16 protein-coding genes are annotated in these 15,722 nt (G+C 67.4%); 7 read left to right on the top strand and 9 right to left on the bottom strand.

The features are described 5' to 3' along the window. The 5 genes from KBY71_RS08780 to KBY71_RS08760 form a co-directional block, all read left to right on the top strand. Positions 1-579, top strand: a 579-nt coding sequence (locus KBY71_RS08780; protein ID WP_254928547.1) for a response regulator transcription factor, incomplete at its 5' end; no start/stop codon positions are given. A 28-nt stretch (positions 580-607) separates the two neighbouring features. Further along, complete coding sequence (locus KBY71_RS08775; protein ID WP_254928546.1) at positions 608-1,378, top strand: hypothetical protein; 771 nt, start codon at positions 608-610, stop codon at positions 1,376-1,378. Between the two features lie 4 nt (positions 1,379-1,382). Continuing rightward, positions 1,383-1,982 carry a GIY-YIG nuclease family protein gene (locus KBY71_RS08770; protein ID WP_254928545.1) on the top strand — a complete coding sequence of 200 codons (600 nt, stop codon included), beginning with the start codon at positions 1,383-1,385 and terminating at the stop codon, positions 1,980-1,982. Positions 1,983-2,034: 52 nt separating this feature from the next. Further along, on the top strand, positions 2,035-3,552 hold the full coding sequence (locus tag KBY71_RS08765) for a leucyl aminopeptidase (RefSeq protein WP_254928544.1): 1,518 nt from the start codon (positions 2,035-2,037) through the stop codon (positions 3,550-3,552). Positions 3,553-3,582: 30 nt separating this feature from the next. Then, positions 3,583-3,837, top strand: coding sequence for a hypothetical protein (locus KBY71_RS08760; RefSeq protein WP_254928543.1), 255 nt, complete (start codon positions 3,583-3,585; stop codon positions 3,835-3,837). Between the two features lie 7 nt (positions 3,838-3,844). On the opposite strand, the gene KBY71_RS08755 is transcribed toward KBY71_RS08760, so the two are convergent. From KBY71_RS08755 to KBY71_RS08715, 9 genes are all read right to left on the bottom strand, one after another. Then, positions 3,845-4,045, bottom strand: a complete 201-nt coding sequence (locus tag KBY71_RS08755; protein WP_254928542.1) for a hypothetical protein — start codon at positions 4,043-4,045, stop codon at positions 3,845-3,847. 176 nt (positions 4,046-4,221) lie between these two features. Continuing rightward, positions 4,222-4,911: a peptide-methionine (S)-S-oxide reductase MsrA gene (gene msrA, locus KBY71_RS08750; protein WP_254928541.1), complete on the bottom strand. Its 690-nt coding sequence runs from the start codon at positions 4,909-4,911 to the stop codon at positions 4,222-4,224. Beyond that, positions 4,908-6,092, bottom strand: a complete 1,185-nt coding sequence (gene lpxB / locus KBY71_RS08745) for a lipid-A-disaccharide synthase (RefSeq protein ID WP_254928540.1) — start codon at positions 6,090-6,092, stop codon at positions 4,908-4,910. Before lpxB ends, msrA begins: the two co-directional genes overlap by 4 nt. Beyond that, entirely contained in the window at positions 6,092-6,898 is an 807-nt protein-coding gene (gene lpxA, locus KBY71_RS08740) for an acyl-ACP--UDP-N-acetylglucosamine O-acyltransferase (RefSeq protein WP_254928539.1), read from the bottom strand. Before lpxA ends, lpxB begins: the two co-directional genes overlap by 1 nt. Before the next feature lie 3 nt (positions 6,899-6,901). After that, positions 6,902-7,390: a 3-hydroxyacyl-ACP dehydratase FabZ gene (gene fabZ / locus KBY71_RS08735; protein WP_254928538.1), complete on the bottom strand. Its 489-nt coding sequence runs from the start codon at positions 7,388-7,390 to the stop codon at positions 6,902-6,904. After that, positions 7,390-8,262 (bottom strand): UDP-3-O-acyl-N-acetylglucosamine deacetylase, encoded by an 873-nt coding sequence (gene lpxC, locus KBY71_RS08730; RefSeq protein ID WP_261354731.1) that lies wholly within the window; start codon positions 8,260-8,262, stop codon positions 7,390-7,392. The genes fabZ and lpxC overlap by 1 nt, the downstream gene beginning before the upstream one ends. A 2-nt stretch (positions 8,263-8,264) precedes the next feature. After that, entirely contained in the window at positions 8,265-10,457 is a 2,193-nt protein-coding gene (locus tag KBY71_RS08725) for a BamA/TamA family outer membrane protein (RefSeq protein WP_254928536.1), read from the bottom strand. A gap of 43 nt (positions 10,458-10,500) precedes the next feature. After that, positions 10,501-11,256 (bottom strand): phosphoribosylaminoimidazolesuccinocarboxamide synthase, encoded by a 756-nt coding sequence (purC, locus tag KBY71_RS08720; protein ID WP_254928535.1) that lies wholly within the window; start codon positions 11,254-11,256, stop codon positions 10,501-10,503. Further along, positions 11,253-12,218 carry a hypothetical protein gene (locus tag KBY71_RS08715; RefSeq protein WP_254928534.1) on the bottom strand — a complete coding sequence of 322 codons (966 nt, stop codon included), beginning with the start codon at positions 12,216-12,218 and terminating at the stop codon, positions 11,253-11,255. Before KBY71_RS08715 ends, purC begins: the two co-directional genes overlap by 4 nt. A gap of 194 nt (positions 12,219-12,412) precedes the next feature. Between KBY71_RS08715 and purD the strand changes: the two genes are divergently transcribed. After that, positions 12,413-13,735, top strand: a complete 1,323-nt coding sequence (gene purD, locus KBY71_RS08710; protein WP_254928533.1) for a phosphoribosylamine--glycine ligase — start codon at positions 12,413-12,415, stop codon at positions 13,733-13,735. Then, positions 13,732-15,711 carry a two-component system sensor histidine kinase NblS gene (gene nblS / locus KBY71_RS08705; RefSeq protein WP_254928532.1) on the top strand — a complete coding sequence of 660 codons (1,980 nt, stop codon included), beginning with the start codon at positions 13,732-13,734 and terminating at the stop codon, positions 15,709-15,711. Before purD ends, nblS begins: the two co-directional genes overlap by 4 nt. Positions 15,712-15,722 lie beyond the last annotated feature (11 nt).

Raw genomic sequence — 15,722 nt, 5'->3', positions numbered from 1 at the left:
GGCCTGATCGGTCAGGAGCACCTGGTGGGTGCCGCCACCTGTGAGGCCGCCGGCCTGGAGTTGGTGGAGCGGCACCGGCCCTCGATGCTGTTTCTCAGCGACACCCTGGAGCAGGGTTCGGGCATTTCCTTACTGCTGCAAATCAAGCAGCGCTGGCCCAACCTGCACACCCTGCTGCTGATCACCCAGGAGCACCGCCAGAGCGAGATCCAAGCGGCGATTGATGCCGGCTGCGACGGCTTACTGGTGGAGTCTCGCCTTGGTCTGGGCAGTGCCCTGGCCGCCCTGCATGCGATCAGCGGTGGCGGGGTCTACGTAGACCGCAGCCTGACGGAGCTGTTTCGCCGCGGACCCGGTGAGGGGGGGCCCCTTGAACCCCTAACTGAGCGCGAGCGGCAGGTGCTCAGCCTGGTGGCCGAAGGCGACACCAACGTAGAGATCGGCCAGCGGCTGTTTATCAGCGCCGACACGGCCAAAACTCACCTGCGCTCCCTCTGCCGCAAACTCCAGGCCCGCGACCGCACCCACGCCGCCGTGCTCGGCCTGCGCTGGGGCTTAATCGATTGGCCTGCAGAGTGAGGCCCCCGCTAGGTTTGAAGCGTTTTTGATGCGGTGGCATTCCGCCATGGCCAAGCGGCACTGGTTGGATCCCCTGGCACGTCAGCTGCTGAGGGCCACTGGCCAGATCCCACCAGCACAGATCCCACCAGATCAGATCCCTGCTGCACCTGCCGATGCAGCGGCGGAGCGGGAACGGGAGCGGGTCCAGAGGGAGCTGGTTGAGCAAGAGCTGGTGGAGCAGGAGCTGCTGGCCCTGAAGCTGCAACACAACCCTGCCCTCAGGCTTGAAGATGCTGAGGCCGTAGGCCGGGCCGCTGCCCTGGGCTGGCGGCTTGATGTGAATCGCGCCACCGCGGCCGACTGGCTGCGGCTGCCCGGCATCGCTGCCGATCAGGTGGACCTGCTGCTGCGGCTGCAGGCGGGCGGCATCCAGCTCAGCGGCGCCGACGACCTGCAACGGGTGCTGGATCTCTCCGATGCGCTGGTGCGCCGCTGGCTGCCTTTGCTGGAATTTCGCTGGTACGGAGAGCCAGCAGCGCCTTTGCAATCCGCCACCCGGGTGGATCTCAACCAGGCTTCCAGCCAGGAGATAGCAGGGCTGGGGCTCGATGCGCCCAGGCTCAGCCGACTGCTGCGGGAACGAAGTCGCAGCCCCTTTCGCGATCTGGCCGACCTGCAACAGCGGCTGCAATTTCCCGCCGACCTGGTGGAAAGCTGGATTGGCAAGGTGAGCTTCAAGCAAGGCCCTGCCGGGCCAGCACTGCCCCCAGGCGGCAAGGGCACTACCCGCCTACGCCAACCCAGCACCGGGGCCTGAAGCGATGGCGCGTCACGGCGATTTGTTTACGGCCAGCCAGCTGGGGAGCGCTGGCCGCGCCGATACCCCTGATCTGCCCCTGCAAGCCTCGCAGCTGCTGGACTGGCAGACCCGCCTAGCCGCCCACCAGCAGCCCCTGTGGAGCAACCAAGCTGGTGGTGCCATACAGGTCTCGCTGTTTGCCGGTAGCCCCGGAACACCTGAAGAGATAGCCAAGGCCTTCAACCCCCTGCAGCTCACTCCCCAGGCCCTTTCCTTCTGGCGCTGGCCCGCCGCACCCCAACAGGGTGCAGCCCTCTATCTGGTGACAGATCGGCCCGCCGGTCTTGGCCAGCCCCTGCTGCTCTATGTGGGTGAAACCGGCCAGGCAGATCGGCGCTGGAAAGGCGAACACGACTGCAAGGCCTACCTCGCCGCCTACAGCGAAGCCCTGCTGAAAGTGGGCCTGGGCTGCCAAACCAGCATCCGCTTTTGGTTAGATGTGCCCGCCGACATCCGCCCGCGCCGCGCCTTAGAGCAGGCCCTGATTCAGCTCTGGCTGCCGCCCTTCAACAAGGAAACCCGCAGCCGCTGGGCCACGCCGTTTCAAGCCGATCCTGCCTAAGTGAGTTGGGCTGGCCACGCTGGCTACGATCGCGCCCAACCTCGGCCGTTCCATGGACTTTCGCTGCATCCCCGACGTCCTACCTGCGGCCCTGGGAGATTTCGATGGTGACTGCCTGGCCGTAGGCCTGTTCGCCGCTGCCGAAGATCGCCCCGACCATCCCCAGCTTGAGCAGCTCAGCGCCGCCCTGGGTCAGTCGCTGACGAGTCGCCTGGAGCAGCGGCGCTTCAAAGCCAAGCCCGGGGAATGTCTCAGCCTCGATCGCCTAGATGCCAGCCCCCAGACCCTGATCCTGGTGGGCCTGGGGGCTCCGGCCGACTTCAACCTCGCCGGCCTGCGCCGGGCCTGTGCCGCCGCCAGCCAAGCCGCTGCGGCCGCTGGAGCAAGCCATCTAGCCCTGGCCATGCCGATCGAGGCCTTGGCAGCAGGTGCTGCAGCCCAGGCCATGGCGGAGGCCAGCCGCCTGGCCCTGTTCAGCGACCAGCGCTTCAAGGGGGAGCCCGAGCCCCGGAGCCTGCCGGAGACGATCAGCCTGATCGGGGTGGCAGCAAGCGCCGCTCCCGCCCTGGCGGCAGTGGCAGCCAGCTGCGCCGGCGTCGAGCTGGCCCGGGAGCTGGTGGCCGCTCCACCCAACGTGGCCACGCCTCAACATTTGGCTGACACCGCCGCTGCCCTCTCCCGGGACTTCGGCCTGGAGCTGACGGTGCTGGAGAGGGCCGACTGTGAAGCCCTGGGCATGGGCTCCTACCTGGCGGTGGCCCAGGGCTCAGACCTGGCGCCCAAGTTCATCCACCTCACCTACCGCCCCGAGGGTGGGGCTAAGCGGCGCCTGGTGCTGGTGGGCAAGGGCCTCACCTTCGATTCCGGCGGCTACAACCTCAAGACCGCCGGCTCCCAGATCGAGATGATGAAGTACGACATGGGCGGCAGCGCGGCGGTGCTGGGAGCCATGCGTGCCATCGCCGAGCTGAAGCCCGCCGGCGTGGAGGTGCACATGATCGTGGCCGCCTGCGAAAACATGATCAGCGGCGGGGCCATCCACCCCGGCGCGATCGTGACCGCCTCCAACGGCAAGACGATCGAAATCAACAACACCGATGCCGAAGGGCGGCTCACCCTGGCCGATGCCCTGGTGTATGCCTGCAAGCTCGAGCCCGATGCGGTGGTGGATCTGGCCACTCTCACCGGGGCCTGTGTGATCGCCCTGGGCGAGGAGATGGCGGGCCTCTGGTCCAACAACGACGGCTTGGCCGAAGCCCTGCTGAGCGCGGCCGAGGCCGAGGGCGAAGGCCTCTGGCGCATGCCCCTGCGGGCCTCCTACAAGGCCGGGCTGAAAAGCCCCTACGCCGACCTCAAAAACACCGGCCCCCGCCCCGGGGGCTCCATCACCGCAGCCCTGTTCCTGCAGGACTTCGTCACCCCGAAGCTGGCCTGGGCCCACCTGGACATCGCCGGCACCGTCTGGAGCGACAAGGGGCGGGGCCAGGATCCCGCCGGCGCCACCGGCTTCGGTGTGCGCACCCTGGTGCATTGGGTGTGCTCGGGCGGGCCGTCCGGGGCAGCAGCCTAGGTTTGGAGTCCTGACGCCTCCGCTTCGTCCATGGCCGTTCAGAAGATCCGCTGGTACGTCAAAGCCCAGCTCGGCGTGTTGCTGCTGCCGGCCGGGCTGTGCCTCTTCGGGGAGGCGGTGATCCGCAAAGGCATCCAGGTGCTGGCAGCTTCGGGCACGATGGAAACGCTCACCAAGCCGGGGCCCTGGTTCTGGTACGGCACCTTCGGCCTGATCCTGATCAATGCGGGGGTCGGCCTGATGATCGAAAGCGGACTGCTACGGGGCTACCCGGGCCGCAACTGAAGCGGCCTCAGGCGGCCACACCCTGCCGCACGGCCCCACCCAGGCTGGCCATCACCTCGGAGGGCGATTCCAGCATGTGGATCTGCCAGCGCGCCCGCTCCCCGCAGAGGGACAAGAGTCGATCCAGATCGTCAGCAGCCTGCTTCGGACTCCCATAGGGCCCGATGTGGCGGGTCTGCAGACCGTCGCGAATGGTCAGCAGATACATACAGGGACGCGCTCGGTGGCAGTCCTCACGGTATAGAAAACTCCTCGGCCTTGGAAGGGCGGAAATCCGCTCCATCACTGCTGTTTGCGAGCCTCAACCAGCACCGGCTCTTCAGGTTTTCATCGGAATTGCCGCGGGCCTGCCCACGACCGCGCTCCCCAGATCCGGGCCTTGGGTCAGGACTTCCTGCCGGACAGCCAAGCGGTGGCACTGCGGGCGCGCGGACCCCAGACCGCATCGAGCCGCCGATCCCGGCCGCAGGCCCAGCGGTAGTAGGTGTACTTGACGCTGTTGCGGTCGGCGTAGTTCTGGTGATAGCCCTCAGCGGGCCAGAAACGCTTGAGGGGCTTGATCTGCACCTTGAGGGCCGCCCGATCCCGGCCCAGTTCGGTGGCCGCCGCGGTGAAGCTCGCCTGGGCCTGGCTCTGCTGGTCGGCACCGCTGGTGAAGATCACCGGCCGATAGGAGCTGCCGCGATCGCAGAACTGGCCGCCACCGTCGAGGGGATCGATGTTGCGCCAGTAGGAGCGCAGCAGGGTGCCATAGCTGATCCGGTCAGGGTCGAAGCGCACCCGCACCACCTCCTGGTGGCCGGTGCCCCCCGCCGACACCTGGCCATAGGTGGGCTGCTCGAGGGAGCCGCCGCTGTAGCCACTTTGGACATCGAGCACTCCGGGCAGGCTTTCGAGGTCGTGCTCCAGGCACCAGAAACAGCCCCCCGCCAGCACCGCGTCCTGTGCCGGAGCCGCCCAGGCGGCGGCAGGCACCAGGCAGACCAGCAGCCCGCTGAGCAGCAGACCCAACAGCCAGCTCCGGCCGTTGGAGGCCTGGAACCAGGTGGCCAGCAAGCGGGAGCATCGGGTCATCGGGCGTCCAGCACCTGATCAAAGATGGCGCAGGCTGCCCGCTGGGTGACACCGGGCTCGCCCAGCTCCAGCCGCAGCCGGCGATACCCCTCCAGCATGGTGTGGCGCGATGCGCTGGCCTCGTCGAGCAGGGGCAGGGCCTCCCGCACAATCGCGGCGGCCGTGAGGTCCTCCTGCAGCAGCTCCGGCACCAGCCGCTCCCCGAGCACCAGGTTCACCGGTGAGATGTGGGGCACGCTGAACCGCAGGATGTGGCGGGCCACAAAAGCGGTGACCCGGCTGACGCGATACACCACCACCTGGGGCACGCCCCGCAGGGCGAGTTCCAGGTTCACCGTGCCGGATGTGGCCAGGGCCAGATCGGCCGCTGCGCAGAGACAGGCCTTGAGTTGGTCGGAAGCGGCGGCGGGAATGATCTCGGCGCGCACCCCGGCCTCGCTCAACTGCCGCGACAGGTGGGCTTCAAAGCCCGGCAGACCCGCCGGCACCACCACCTGGAGCTCGGGCCGCTGACGTTGCAACTCAGCAGCCGCAGCCACGATGTGGGGCAGCATGTAGCGGATTTCCTGGCGCCGCGACGCCGGCATCAACAACAGCACCGGGGCATCGCCCAGGCCCAGTTGGCGCAGGGCCTCCTGGCGACTGGGCAGCTGCCCAATCGTGTCCAGCAGCGGATGGCCCACATAGGTGACGTTGGCGCCACGGCAGCGGTAGAAGCGGGCCTCCTCCTGGAAGATCGCCAGGATCTGATTGGTGAAGCTGATCAGGTTGGTGCGGCCGCCGTTGCCGAATTTGAAGGCCCACTCCTGGGGGGCGATGTAATAGGTCACCGGCACCCGCGGAAACTTGCGCTTGAGCCGCAGCCCCAGACTCACGTTGGGGCCCATGTAGTCGATCAGCACCACCCCATCGGGGGGATCACTGCGGAACCAGCGCTTGAGCCGACGCTGCAACTTGAGGGTGGGCAGCACAAAGGGAATGGCCTCCAGCAGGCCGATGGCCCCCATGCGGGTGGTGTTGGCAAGCAGCTCGGCCCCGGCCCGCTCCATCCGCTCGCCGCCAAGGGCCACGATCTCCAGATCCAGCTGCCGGCGCCGGGCCTCCTGGTGGAGGGCCCGGACCAGCAGGGCCCCCTGGAGATCCCCGGACACCTCCCCGGTACTGACCAGCAGACGCAGCATCAGCGCGCCCCCGGGATCGGCCCACGGCGGGTGGGGCCCAGGGAGGCTTCCAGAAAGGCGCAGAGCTGGTCGGCGGCACCGTGCAGCGGCTGACTGCGCAGCTGCCCCAGGGCCTCGGCCAGGGTGAGGCCGCGGCGATAGAGCAGGGTCCAGGCCTGCTTGAGATCCTCAAACTGCTGGCCGCCGTCGAGGTCAACCAAGCCACTGCGCCGCAGGCCGATCTTGTTGAGGGCACGCACCCGGGACGGGTGGCCTTCCACCATCGTGAACGGGGGCACATCCCGCTCGATGCGGCTCATCCCCCCCACCATCGCCAGGGTGCCGATGTGCACGAACTGATGGATGCCGAGCACCCCGCCGATCACGGCCCGATCACCGATCACCACATGGCCGGCCACGGCCACCCCATTGGCGATGACGATCCGGTCGCCCAATTCACAGTTGTGGCCGAGGTGGCTGTAGGCCATCAGCAGGTTGCCGCTGCCGAGCCGGGTCTGCTGATGGCCGGTAGTGGCGCGGTTGATGGTGACGCACTCCCGGATGGTGTTGTCGTCGCCCAGCACCACCTCGGTGGGATCCCCCGTGTATTTGAGGTCCTGGGGCTCCAGGCCAATGCAGGCCCCCGGGAAGATGCGGTTGCCGCTGCCCATGCGCACCCGCCCATCGAGCACCACATGGGGGCCAATGCGGCAGCCCGCACCGATCTCCACATCCGGACCGATCACGGCATAGGGGCCCACTTCGACCCCTTCCGCCAGCTGGGCCCGGGGATCGATGACAGCGGTGGCATGGATGGTCGTCGCCATCGATCAGTCCACCAGGGAGAACATCAGCTCACCGGAGCAGACCAGCTGGCCGTCAACGGTGGCCTCGGCCTTGACCTTGCCGAAGCGCTGGCGCTTGAGGCTGAGCAGTTCGCAGCTGATCCGCAGTTGGTCGCCGGGCACCACCGGGCGGCGGAAACGCACCCCATCAATCCCGGCAAACACGAACAGGCCCTTGGGCAGATCGGGCATCTGGGTGACGATCAGTCCACCCACCTGGGCCATGGCCTCCACGATCAACACCCCAGGCATCAGGGGACGGCCGGGGAAATGCCCCTGGAAGTGGGGTTCGTTGATGGTGACGTTCTTGATGGCGACGGCCCGTTTGCCCGGCTCATGTTCGATCACCCGATCCACCAGGGCGAACGGATAGCGATGGGGCAGCAGTCCCTGGATCTGCTCCGTGGTGAGCAGCACCGGGCTGGGAGTGCCGGGGCTGGAGGACTGCTCGGAACTGGGCTCGGACAAGGGCATCAACCGGATGGAGGGCAGGCAGAGAGGGTGGCTTCGGGCAGGCCCGAAAGAGCTGCCGCCAGAGAGGTGTGAAGCCCGTGGGAGCCGCGGTAGGCGAAGACCTGGGCCCGTGGCAGGCCAACAAGGGCAAGATCCCCCAACAAGTCAAGGATTTTATGGCGCACCGGTTCCTCGGCAAACCGCAGGGGCGGATTGAGCCACTGATCGCCGTCACACACCAGGGCATTCTCCAGGCAGCCCCCCTGGATCAGGCCCGCCGCCCGCAGCTGATCCACCTGGGACCGCAGGCCGAAGGTGCGCGCCGGAGCGATCTCAGCCACGAATTGGCAGGGGGAGAGATCGAGGCTGTACAGCTGACGGCCGATGGCCGCCTCGGTGAATTCAATGGCCGCCCCCAGACGCAGGCCCTCATAGGGGAGGGCCGTGGCGAAGCTCGCACCACTGCTCACCGTGATCGGCTCCACCAAGGCCAGGCCCCCCGATGGCCCGGGCAAGGCCTGCAGCCCAGCCTCAGCCAGGGCCTCCACCCAGGGCAGGGCCGAGCCATCCAGCAGCGGGATCTCCTCGCCAGTCACCAGAATCTCGGCCTGGGTCACGCCGGTGCCCGCCAGTGCCGCCAGCAGGTGCTCCACCGTGGCCAAGCGGCGTTGATCGAGCTGTAGGGCCGTGCAGAGCCGGGTGTCCCGCACCTGGGCAGGCGTGAGCCGGCAGAGGGGCAACTGGGGAGCATCCAACCAGCCCACCCAGTAGCCGGGCCGCTCCGAGGGCTGGAGGCGAACCCGCGACTCGACACCACTGTGCAGGCCCACGCCGTGCCGTTCCACGGAGGCCTGAAGGGTCCAGGCCCCGGTGTAGTCGGCAGGCCAGGACATCACTAGAACTTCCAGCCCACGCCCAGGTTGAAGCGCCAGTCACTGCTGAAATCCTGGGTGGCCGCTTCCAACCGCAGGGGTCCCACCGGAGTGGTGACGATCAGACCGATACCGGGGGAGTAGCCCTCGCCCTTCTTGCCGAGCAACCCGCCGGGGTTGCCAGGAATATCGCCCTGGGTACCGAAAGTGGTACCCGCATCAAAGAAGATTTCACCACTGATGATGCTGAAGATGGGGAAGCGGTATTCGATCGTCGCCTCAGCGAAGCTCTTGCCCACACCGAGGTCACAGTCGTAATAACCCCGAACGGAATTACCACCACCCAGACAGAAGGCCTCGTAGGGAGGGATGTCACCACCCACGAGGGAGCCCGCCGACACCTGGAAGGCAAGGGCCTGCTTGCAATCCTTGGTTTCGCCTGGCTTGGGACGGCACCCCTTGAAGAGCTTGAGCCACTCCACCGGGATGTAGTGGGTGAAACTGCCGCGCACCCGGTTGAAGGTGGGAGAGTTTTCACCGACGGAAATGAACTGTTCGGTGCCCAGGCTTAAAAAGTTGCCCTTGGTGGGGTTGCGGGGATCGTTCAGCGTGCTGTAGGTGGCTCCAACCCGGAAACTCACCAATTGGTTTTCCGAGGCGCAGTTGTAGGCCAGGCAGATCACCTGGTTGCTGGGCACGGTGTCGGGTGAACTGGTAGCTCCCACCACCCCATAGGCGTACTTGCTCCCCGAGAAATCCATGGGGGTGACTTCCTGCCCCCCGAAGGACAGGATCAGATTCCAGGGAGCTTTCTTGTAAGGATTACCACCATTGAGAGGCCGTACAAACTGCACGTTGGCGCCGATGCGCTGAATCGCCACGGTATCGAAATTGGTCGAAACCTGAACATCTCCCCCTCCAACATCAATGGGGCCGTTGGTGACCACATCAAAATCGGCCCCGTCAAAATTCTGGAGTTCGTAGGTGAAGTTGTTGTTCTCGTTCTGGAACAACTGGGGGACCTCCCGGCTGAAGAAGAACCGAGCCCGGAACGACGTGCGGTACTTGTTGTCCTTGATCCAGGGATCGGTGAAGGTGATGTCACCGAGACCGCCGTACTGACCGTAGGAAATGTTGGTGCCGAGATCCCAGGCGCGACCGAACAGATTGCTGTCCTGCAGCTGGATCTGGCCGAACACCCCCTGGCTCTGGCTGTAGCCCAGACCACCGGAGAGGGAGCCGCTCGACTGCTCGACAATGCCGAGCACAATCACCACCTTGCCGGGCTCGGCCGGCACCGGCTTGAGGGTCACCTTGACATCACTGAACAGACCGGTGCCATAGATGCGCTTGATGTCCTCCTCCAGCTCCCGACGGTTAAACACCTGACCGGGACGCAGGGACACCTCCCGGGTCACCACCCAGGGCTTGGTCTTGCCCCGGATCGGCTCACCCTTGTCATTGGTGGTGGAACCCTCCTTGTTGAGGAACTGCACTTCCACCCCTTCCACGGTGCCCTGACGCACCAGCAGTTCCACCACCCCGTCGGGGCTGACCCGACTCGGCCCGGTGACCCGGGCCAGGGAATAGCCCTGATCGGCATACCAGCGCTGCAACTCCTGCATGCGCGTCTGCAGGGTGTTGAGGTTCAGGGTCTTGCCGTAATCCGCCACGAAGGTGTCCTGCACCACCTGCTCGGGCAATTTGAGGTCGGCCGGATCGAGCTTCACCTGCTGGAGCACGGGGTTGGCCACCACCACCACCACCAGGCGCACGCCCAGGGGACCGTCAACGGGCTGGATCCGTACATCGGAGAACCAACCGCTGGCATAGATCGCCGAGAGGTCGGTCTGCAGCTCGGTGCGGGTCACCCGCGAGCCCGGGGTTGCGGCCATGGCCGCGTAGGCCGCCAGCTCCAGCCGCTCCCGCTCGGGGTGGTCCTGGAGCCCTTCAATCACCACCTCGGCAATCAGCACCTTGGGCTCGGCCTTGGCCGCGGGCTCTGGGGTTGGATCTGGAGCCGGGGCCTGGGTGGTGGGGGGCTGGCCGGCTGGAGGGCTGACCGGCTCGGCCAAGGGGTTATCGACCTGCTCGGAAACGGGCTTCTCGGAGGCGGGCGCCGGACTGCCAGCGGGCTGGGCCAGGGCCGGGGTTGCCGAGAGCAGGGCAGCACCCACGAGGGGCCATGCAGCCTTCAAACCCAGCAAGCCAGCCATGAGAAGGAGGGGCGGAGCGGACAGGCCGCAAATGCCGATGACCTTACCGGTAGATCCGGGGTTCGGGACAGGCCCCTTGGACCCGTTTGAGGACCTCCCCGTAGGCCTCGACAACCCCGCCCAGATCCTGGCGGAATCGGTCCTTGTCGAGAATCCGATCGCTGGCATCGGTCACGGCCCTGTCCCAGAGACGGCAGGTGTCAGGGCTGATCTCATCGGCCACCACCAGTTCGCCGCCGGCGGTGAAGCCCAACTCGATTTTGAAGTCCACCAATTGCAGGCCGATCCCATCGAACAGGGTCAGCAATTCCCCATTCACCCGGCGGGCCAGCTCCTCGAGCTCACGGCGCTGGTCCAGGGTGACCAGGCCCAGAACGTCCAGCCTGGCCTCCGTGAGCAGGGGGTCGCCATAGGCGTCGTCCTTGTAATAGAGATCGAGCAGGGGGGGCTCCAGGGGCGTTCCCGGCTGGATCGGCATCTGCTTGCAGAGGGATCCCGCCGCCACATTGCGGATCACCACTTCGATCGGGATGACCCGCACCGGCCGCACCAGCATCCACTGGCTGCCCTGAACGCCGAGGTAGTGGGTCGGCACCCCCCGGGAGGCCAAATGCTCGAACAGCAGGGCCGAAATCCGGCAGTTCAGCTCCCCCTTCCCCGCCAGTTGGGCCTTCTTGAGGGCGTTGAATGCGGTCGCGTCATCCTTGTACTCCACCGCCACGAGGTCGGGCTGGTCGGTGGCGAAGACCCGCTTGGCCTTGCCTTCGTACAGGAGGGAACCGAGGGTATAGGCCGTCATGGCTGGGGATCCGAGGTGGGAGACGCGGCGTGACCGCCGGGGGAGCGGGGAGAGCGCAGCTGCCGTTCCAGCTCACCTTGGCGGGTGAGGGAGGCCGGATCACGGCGCCGCCAGAGCCATTCACCGTAGGCATCGTCGAGGCCACCGCTGAGCCGCAGGCGCCGCTCGGCCGCCCGGGCAGAGGCCTGCGGCGAGCTGCCCACCAGGGCCAGCTGCTGATCGAGGATCTGGGCGACCAGGCCCCAGGATCCGGCAGCGGCGGCCTGCTCCAAGGCCAATTCCAGCAGACGCTCCTGCTCCAGCGCGGGCAGTCCATCCAGCAGCAGCACCGCCTGGGCCAGCCGCTCCGCCGCCACCGGCCCAGAGGGGCTGCCGGCCAGCAACACCTCAGCGGCCCGCTGGCGCCGCCCCAGGCTCTCGAGGTGGCCCGCCAGAAGATCGAGGGCGGGGCGCGTCACCGGCGTGCCGTCCTGGCGCTCGGCCACCGGCAGCTCCAGGGCCGCCAGCCGGGCCAGGTCGCCGGCCGCCAGGCGCTCGAGGGCCTCGGCCGCCAGCGCGTGGTGCAGGCCCGCCTGGGCCGCCCGCCACTGCAACTGCAGCCACTGATTCCGCTCAGGGCCCACCGCCGGGCTGATCCGCCCGAGCACCTGCAGCGCTCCGTCGGGCGCCTGGCAACTCAGCAGACCGTGGGCATTGGCCAACACCACCGCCAGGGGCTGGGGCGCCGGATGGATGGTGAGCAGGCGCTGTTGCAGTTGGCGCAACCGCGGTCCATCCCCCTGCTTCAGGGCTGCCCCACAGGCCCCATCCAGGGCCGTGAGATCTCCCTGGCGCAGCAGGGCAGCAAAGGCGGGATCGGCGGCCGTGGGGCCAGCAGCGGCCCGCACCGCACCCGGTGCCATCCAGGCTCCCAGGGCCAGCAGCACCACCCCGAGCCCCAGACTGCGCCCCAGCGCTGGCACCGATCGGGCGCGCTGGGAGAATGGGGCTCGGCTGGTCGGCATGTCGGGACATCGGGCACGGCAACCCGATCAGCAGGGTTCAACCTAAGGGAGCTGCCGCGTCCCTTCCAGCCTTCCGAGCCCACTTCTGCCCAGAGCGCTTCCCCTGGGCCAACCCGCTCCGCCACCCAGCCCTTCCGACCACCTCACCGCCCATGGCATCCGCCCCCTACCCCACTCCCTCCCGCATCCTCGTGGTGGGCGGCGGCGGCCGCGAGAACGCCCTGGGCTGGGCCCTAGCCCGGTGTCCGGGCGTGGAGGCGGTGTGGATTGCCCCCGGAAACGGCGGCAGCGCCGAGCTGCCCGGCTGCCGCCAGCTGGCCATTGCGGAGACGGACGCGGCGGGACTGCTCGCCGCGTGCCGGGACCACGCCGTGGAACTGGTGGTGGTCGGTCCGGAAGCCCCCCTGGCAGCAGGATTGGCCGATCAGCTGCGGGCCGCTGGCATCCCCTGCTTTGGCCCGGGAGCCGATGGGGCCCAGCTGGAGGCCAGCAAGCACTGGGCCAAGGCCCTGATGGTGGAGGCCGGAATCCCCACCGCCGGCTTCTGGCCCGCCAGCAGCCGGGAGCAGGCCCTGGCGGTGTTGGAAGCCCAGGGCCGCCCCCTGGTGGTGAAGGCCGATGGCCTGGCGGCAGGCAAGGGAGTGACCGTGGCAGAAAGCCTGGACGAAGCCCGAGCCGCCATTGACGCGATCTTTGCCGGCCGGTTCGGAGGTGGAGACAGTGGATCCCAGGACGACGGGGCCTCCCTGGTGCTGGAGGAGCGGACCCATGGCCCCGAGGTGTCTGTCTTTGCGCTCTGCGACGGCCAGCGGATGGTCCTGCTGCCCACAGCCCAGGACCACAAGCGCATCGGCGAGGGCGACATCGGTCCGAACACCGGCGGCATGGGCGCCTATGCCCCAGCGCCCCTGCTGGATGCCCAGGGCCTAGAGCAGGTGCGCCAGCTGGTGCTGGAACCCACCGTGGCCGCCCTGCGGGCCCGCGGCATTGACTACCGGGGCGTGATTTATGCCGGCCTGATGCTCACCGAGACCGGCCCGAGCGTGATCGAGTTCAACTGTCGCTTCGGCGATCCGGAATGCGAAACCCTGATGCCCCTGCTGGGGCCAGAACTGGCCCAGATCCTGCTCGCCTGCGCCACCGGCAGCCTGGACCAGGCTCCCGATCTCACCATTCATCCCGGCTGCAGTGCCTGTGTGATCGCCGCCGCCGCGGGCTATCCCGGCGAGATCCGCAGGGGTGACGTCATCACCACCGCGCTGGAGAGTGGCGACACCCTGCAGCTCTTCCATGCCGGCACCCGGCGGGATGACCACGGCCACTGCCACACGAGCGGTGGCCGGGTGCTGGCGGTGGTGGGCCAGGCCGACAGCTTCGATGCCGCCTTCGAGCGGGCCTACGGCGGCCTGGCCCAGGTGAGCTTTGCGGGCATGACCTTCCGCCGCGACATCGGCCATCAGGTGCGCAGCCGATGAGCTGGCGACAAGCCCTGGGCCGCTGGTGGGCGGAATTCAGCCTGCAGACCAAGCTGCTGGCGGTGGCCACCCTGGTGGTGAGCCTGCTGATGACGGGCATCACGTTCTTCGCGCTCAACAGCATCCAACGGGATGCCCAGATGAGCGACACCCGCTACGCGCGGGATCTGGGCCTGCTGCTCTCCGCCAACGTGACACCGTTGGTGGCCGAGGGGAACGACCGGGAGCTGGCGGCCGTCGCCGATCGGTTCTGGCGCTCCAGCCGCAGCCTTCGCTACATCTTTTTCGCCGATCCCGAGGGAGTCATCTACCTGGGTATCCCGATTGGGGCCAGCTCGGGCAGCAGTGAGCTGCTGCTCAGCCGCCGGCTGGAATTGCCGGCCGACCTGCAGAAACGACCGGACACGCCGCTGGTGCGCCAGCACCTCAGCCCGGATGGCCAGGTGACGGATGTGTTTGTGCCGATGCTGAGCGAGGGGCGCTACCTGGGGGTTCTGGCTCTCGGCATCAATCCCAACGAAACCCTGCTGGCCAGCGCCGCCCTCACCCGGGAGGTCACCGTGGCGGTGTTCATCTCGATCTGGGTGCTGGTGATCCTCGGGGCCGTGTTCAACGCCCTCACCATCACCCGCCCCGTCAAAGAGCTGTTGCAGGGCGTGCGCTCGATCGCGGGAGGCCAGTTCGAAACACGCCTGGCCCTGCCCGTGGGGGGCGAACTGGGGGAGCTGCTCGAAGGGTTCAACACGATGGCCTCCCAATTGGAGGACTACAAAGCGGCCAACATCGAAGAGCTCACCGCGGCCCAGGTGAAGCAGCAATCCCTGATTGCCACCATGGCGGATGGCGCCGTGCTGCTCGATGCCGAGGGGGCGATCGTGCTGGCCAATCCCACCGCCCGGCGCCTGTTCCGCTGGGAGGGCCGCAACCTGGAGGGCAACGACCTGATCGCTGAGCTGCCCGAGCGGCTGGCGATGGAGCTGCAATCGGCCCTCGAGAGCGTCACCTGCCGCGACCGGGAGACCACAGATGTGCGCTGCAGCTTCGGCGAACCCTCCCGCACCCTGCGGATCGTGCTGCAGTCCGTGCGCGATGCCAGTGGGGAAAGCCTCAAGGGCATCGCCATGACCATCCAGGACCTGACCCGCGAGGTGGAACTCAACGCTGCCCAGAGCCGTTTCATCAGCAACGTCTCCCATGAGCTGCGCACGCCGCTGTTCAACATCAAGAGCTACGTGGAAACCCTCCACGACCTGGGCGACCAGCTCACCGAGGAGGAAAAGCGGGAATTCCTGGGCATCGCCAACGCCGAAACCGATCGCCTCACCCGACTCGTCAACGACGTGCTCGACCTCTCCCGACTGGAGTCGGACCGGGTGTGGAGCCTGGAGCCCATGGAGCTGGCTCCCGCCATCGAGCAGACCCTGCGCACCTACCGGCTCAATGCCGACGAAAAAGGCGTGACCCTGGCCTTCGACGCTGATCCCCTGTTGCCACGGGTTCTGGGCAACTGGGACCTGCTGTTGCAGGTGTTCGACAACCTGGTGGGCAATGCACTCAAGTTCACGCCTAAAGGTGGGCAGCTCCAGCTGCGGGCCTACCCCTGGCCCGACCTCTGCCAGCTCACCCCCGGCACGGAACCCAGCAGCGACAGTCCGAGCTGTGAACTCACCTCCCCCCTGCCGAGGCTGCGCATCGAGATCGCCGACAGCGGCTGTGGCATCTCCGACGCCGATCAGGAGCGCATCTTCGAGCGCTTTTTCCGCGTGGAAAATGCGGTGCACACCGAGGCCGGCACGGGGCTGGGCCTGTCGATCGTGCGGGGGATCCTGGAGAAGCACGGCACCCGGATCCAAATGGCCAGCGCGCCCGGCTTTGGCACCACCTTCTGGTTTGACCTGCCCCTGGAAGATTCCGACTCCGACGAACTGCAGCTGCTGGCCGAACGGCGGCGCTACGACCAGGCAGTTACCGCTTAGAGAGCCCTCGG

Source organism: Cyanobium sp. T1B-Tous (assembly GCF_024345475.1).
Lineage (GTDB): Bacteria > Cyanobacteriota > Cyanobacteriia > PCC-6307 > Cyanobiaceae > Cyanobium_A.
The sequence above is the reverse complement of the archived record's forward strand: the minus strand, read 5'-3'. Positions and strand labels throughout refer to the sequence as shown.

Bases quoted from the DNA above. Each gene is read 5' to 3' on its own strand.
- KBY71_RS08775 (WP_254928546.1), top strand. From the start codon at position 608: ATGCGGTGGCATTCCGCCATGGCCAAGCGGCACTGGTTGGATCCCCTG.
- KBY71_RS08770 (WP_254928545.1), top strand. From the start codon at position 1,383: ATGGCGCGTCACGGCGATTTGTTTACGGCCAGCCAGCTGGGGAGCGCT.
- KBY71_RS08765 (WP_254928544.1), top strand. From the start codon at position 2,035: ATGGACTTTCGCTGCATCCCCGACGTCCTACCTGCGGCCCTGGGAGAT.
- KBY71_RS08760 (WP_254928543.1), top strand. From the start codon at position 3,583: ATGGCCGTTCAGAAGATCCGCTGGTACGTCAAAGCCCAGCTCGGCGTG.
- KBY71_RS08755 (WP_254928542.1), bottom strand. From the start codon at position 4,045: ATGTATCTGCTGACCATTCGCGACGGTCTGCAGACCCGCCACATCGGG.
- msrA (WP_254928541.1), bottom strand. From the start codon at position 4,911: ATGACCCGATGCTCCCGCTTGCTGGCCACCTGGTTCCAGGCCTCCAAC.
- lpxB (WP_254928540.1), bottom strand. From the start codon at position 6,092: ATGCTGCGTCTGCTGGTCAGTACCGGGGAGGTGTCCGGGGATCTCCAG.
- lpxA (WP_254928539.1), bottom strand. From the start codon at position 6,898: ATGGCGACGACCATCCATGCCACCGCTGTCATCGATCCCCGGGCCCAG.
- fabZ (WP_254928538.1), bottom strand. From the start codon at position 7,390: ATGCCCTTGTCCGAGCCCAGTTCCGAGCAGTCCTCCAGCCCCGGCACT.
- lpxC (WP_261354731.1), bottom strand. From the start codon at position 8,262: ATGTCCTGGCCTGCCGACTACACCGGGGCCTGGACCCTTCAGGCCTCC.
- KBY71_RS08725 (WP_254928536.1), bottom strand. From the start codon at position 10,457: ATGGCTGGCTTGCTGGGTTTGAAGGCTGCATGGCCCCTCGTGGGTGCT.
- purC (WP_254928535.1), bottom strand. From the start codon at position 11,256: ATGACGGCCTATACCCTCGGTTCCCTCCTGTACGAAGGCAAGGCCAAG.
- purD (WP_254928533.1), top strand. From the start codon at position 12,413: ATGGCATCCGCCCCCTACCCCACTCCCTCCCGCATCCTCGTGGTGGGC.
- nblS (WP_254928532.1), top strand. From the start codon at position 13,732: ATGAGCTGGCGACAAGCCCTGGGCCGCTGGTGGGCGGAATTCAGCCTG.